1 protein-coding gene and 1 pseudogene are annotated in these 3,236 nt (G+C 72.4%); one reads left to right on the top strand and one right to left on the bottom strand.

All coding sequences use genetic code 11. The annotated features are described in order from the left end of the window. Positions 1 to 190 precede the first annotated feature (190 nt). The gene (locus tag JM949_RS34815; protein ID WP_203152308.1) at positions 191 to 823 is read right to left on the bottom strand and encodes an SGNH/GDSL hydrolase family protein; all 633 of its coding nucleotides are present in this window, start codon (positions 821 to 823) and stop codon (positions 191 to 193) included. A gap of 221 nt (positions 824 to 1,044) precedes the next feature. Between JM949_RS34815 and JM949_RS34810 the strand changes: the two are divergent. Next, positions 1,045 to 3,236, top strand: a pseudogene (locus JM949_RS34810) (HelD family protein); the annotation flags it as partial.

The following is a 3,236-nucleotide window of genomic DNA, read 5'->3' as shown; positions in this document are numbered from 1 at the left end:
CCCTGGCCATGCTCAGCCTCGGCAGCCACCGGCCCCAACTCCCCAAACGATGACCACCAAACAACCCACAAACCCAGCAGAAGACCCATAAATATGCCTGTGAGGTATACCGCTCTTCAGCACATGGACCTGGCCGGCCAGCCAGCGGGCGCGCTGGAGATTGCCCAAGGGGTGCGGAGCGCACCGCTGATCAGTGGGCGAACGCGCCGAGAGCGGTGAGGTACGCGTCGGCGAGGACGGCGTGGCCGGGCAGGTGCGGGTGGACGCGGTCGTCGGCCCAGCGCTTCGCCGGGCTGACCGCCAACACCCGGTCGAACGCCGCCTGGTTGGCGACGTGCACCGCGTCGAACTCGGCGGCCAGCTTCGCCACCACCGCCGCGTACCGGTCGGTGTCGGCGCGCTGCGGGACGGCGCGGTCGGCCTCGATGAAGAACGGGTCGCCGAGGATCAGCCGGCAGCCCGTGGCGGTGACCGCCCGGCGCAGCAGATCCCGCAGGGTCCGCTCGTACTCCTCGATGCCGACCGCCTCGTGTGGCCGGTCGCCGTAGTGTCGCCAGATGTCGTTGATGCCGATCAGCACCGCGAGCCAGTCGGGGCGCAAGGCGATGGCGTCGTCCTCCCAGCGGGCGGCGAGGTCCCGCACGGTGTCGCCGCCCACACCCCGGTTGACCCAGGTCAGCTCCAACTCGGGGTGCCGCGCGCCGACCAGGGCACGGACCAGGCTGACATAGCCGTTGCCGTAGGGCGCGGCGACGTCGCGCCGGCCGCAGTCGGTGATGCTGTCGCCGATGAAGACCACCCGTTGGCCGGTCCGCAGGATCATTCGCCGCCACCTCGCGATCACCGGCGCGCCGGACCGCCCGGCTTGGTGAGAACCGGCGGAACGCGCTATCTTCAACAATTCGAGGCCACAAAAAAGAACGGCTAAATGCCGTTCCTGCAAAGGATTCTAATCTTTAGGGAGACGGCTTGTCAAGGCACTCCGGCGGTTCCGACGAATTGCCGCTCGACGACGAGATCGGTCGCGAGCAGGAGTACGTCTCGATGCTCTACGACCGGCTGGACGGGCTGCGTGAGCAGGCCGCCCACCGGCTCACCGCCGAGTTGCGCAACACCGGCGGCACCCTCCAGGACCGCTCGCAGCGGGACAGCTCGGTGGCGATGTACGCCGATCAGGTCGAGCAGTTCTCCGCCGTGGAGAACGGGCTCTGTTTCGGCCGTCTCGACGGCGACGACGACTCCCGCCGCTACATCGGCCGGATCGGCATCTTCGACACCAGTGGTGACTACGACCCACTGCTGATGGACTGGCGGGCCCCGGCCGCCCGCCCGTTCTACCTCGCCACCGCCGCCAACCCGCAGGGCGTACGCCGTCGCCGGCACCTGCGTACCCGACAGCGCAAGGTGACCGGGCTCAACGACGAGGTGCTCGACATCGACACCGCCTCGCCCGGCGCGCACGAGGAGCTGACCGGCGAGGCGTCGCTGCTCGCCGCGCTCAACGCCGGCCGCACCGGCCGGATGCGCGACATCGTCGAGACCATCCAGGCCGAACAGGACGAGATCATCCGGGCCGAGCTGCCGGGCGTGATGGTGGTCCAGGGCGGGCCCGGCACCGGCAAGACCGCGGTCGCCCTGCACCGGGCGGCGTACCTGCTCTACACGCACCGCCGCGAACTCTCCAGCCGGGGTGTGCTGCTGGTCGGCCCGAACGCCACCTTCCTGCGCTACATCTCCCAGGTGCTGCCGACCCTGGCCGAGACCGGCGTGCTGCTGCGTACCCAGGCTGACCTCTTCCCCGGGGTGAGCGCCCGACGGACCGAGCCGGCCGAGACGGCGGCGCTCAAGGGCCGGGCGGCGCTGGCCGAGGTGTTGGCGCTGGCCGTGCGGGACCGGCAGTGGGTGCCCGACGAACCGCTGGAGATCGAGGTCGAGCGGGAGACGCTGACCCTCGACCCGGAGACCGTGCGTACCGCCCGCGACCGGGTGCGTCGCGTCGACCGGCCGCACAACCTGGCCCGCGCGCTGTTCGACGTGGAGGTCGTGCACGCGCTCGCCGAGCAGGTGGCCGAGCGGATCGGCGCCGACCCGCTCGGCGGGGACAACCTCCTCGACGAGGCGGACCGGGCGAGATCCGGCGGGAGCTGCGCGAGGAACCGGAGATCCAGGCCGCCCTCGACCGGCTGTGGCCGGTACTGACCCCGCAGCGGCTGCTCGCCGACCTGTACGCCGACCCGGACCGGATCGCCGCCGCCGCGCCGATGCTCACCGCTGACGAGCGGGCGCTGCTGCACCGCCAGCCCGGTGGCTGGACGCCGGCCGACGTCCCGCTGCTCGACGAGGCCGCCGAGCTGCTCGGCGAGGACGAACGGGCCGCCGCCGCCCGGCGGGACCGGATCCGGATGATGGAACGGGAGTACGCCGAGGGCGTGCTCGAGATCGCCCGGGGCTCCCGCTCGATCGACGTCGAGGACGAGGCCGAGGGCGGTGAGATCCTCGGCGTGACCGACCTGATCGACGCGGACCGGCTGCTGGAACGGCAGGAGGAGGCCGACCGGCTGACCACCGCGCAGCGGGCCGCCGCCGACCGCACCTGGGCGTTCGGTCATGTCATCGTGGACGAGGCGCAGGAGTTGTCGCCGATGGCCTGGCGGCTGCTGATGCGCCGCTGCCCGAGCCGGTCGATGACGATCGTCGGGGACGTCGCCCAGACCGGCGCGCTCAGCGGCACGCCCTCCTGGGCGGACGCCCTCGCCCCGTACGTGGCGCAGCGGTGGCGGCTGACCGAGCTGACCGTCAGCTACCGCACCCCCGCCGAGATCATGGCGGTCGCCGCCGACGTGCTGGCCGAGATCGACCCGGCGCTGCGTCCGCCGCGCTCGGTGCGGGAGAGCGGCGTACCCCCGTGGGACCGGGCGGTGCCCGACGAGCGGTTGGCGGCGGAACTGGTCGCCGAAGCCAGCCGGGAGGCGGCCGGGCTGACCGACGGCGGCTCGGGGTGCTGGTGCCGGCCGGCCGGGTGGGCGAGCTGGGCGCGGCGGTGACCGCGGCCCTGCCGGAGGCCGCCGTGGGCGAGCATCCAGAGCTGGAGAGCCGGGTGGTGGTGCTGACCGTCGCCCAGGCCAAGGGGCTGGAGTTCGACTCGGTGCTGGTCGTCGACCCGGACCGGATGGTCGCCGAGTCGCCGCGAGGCCGCAGCGACCTGTACGTGGCACTGACCCGCGCCACCCAACGCC

It is taken from the genome of Micromonospora tarensis (assembly GCF_016803395.1).
GTDB lineage: Bacteria > Actinomycetota > Actinomycetes > Mycobacteriales > Micromonosporaceae > Micromonospora > Micromonospora tarensis.
The sequence above is the reverse complement of the archived record's forward strand: the minus strand, read 5'-3'. Positions and strand labels throughout refer to the sequence as shown.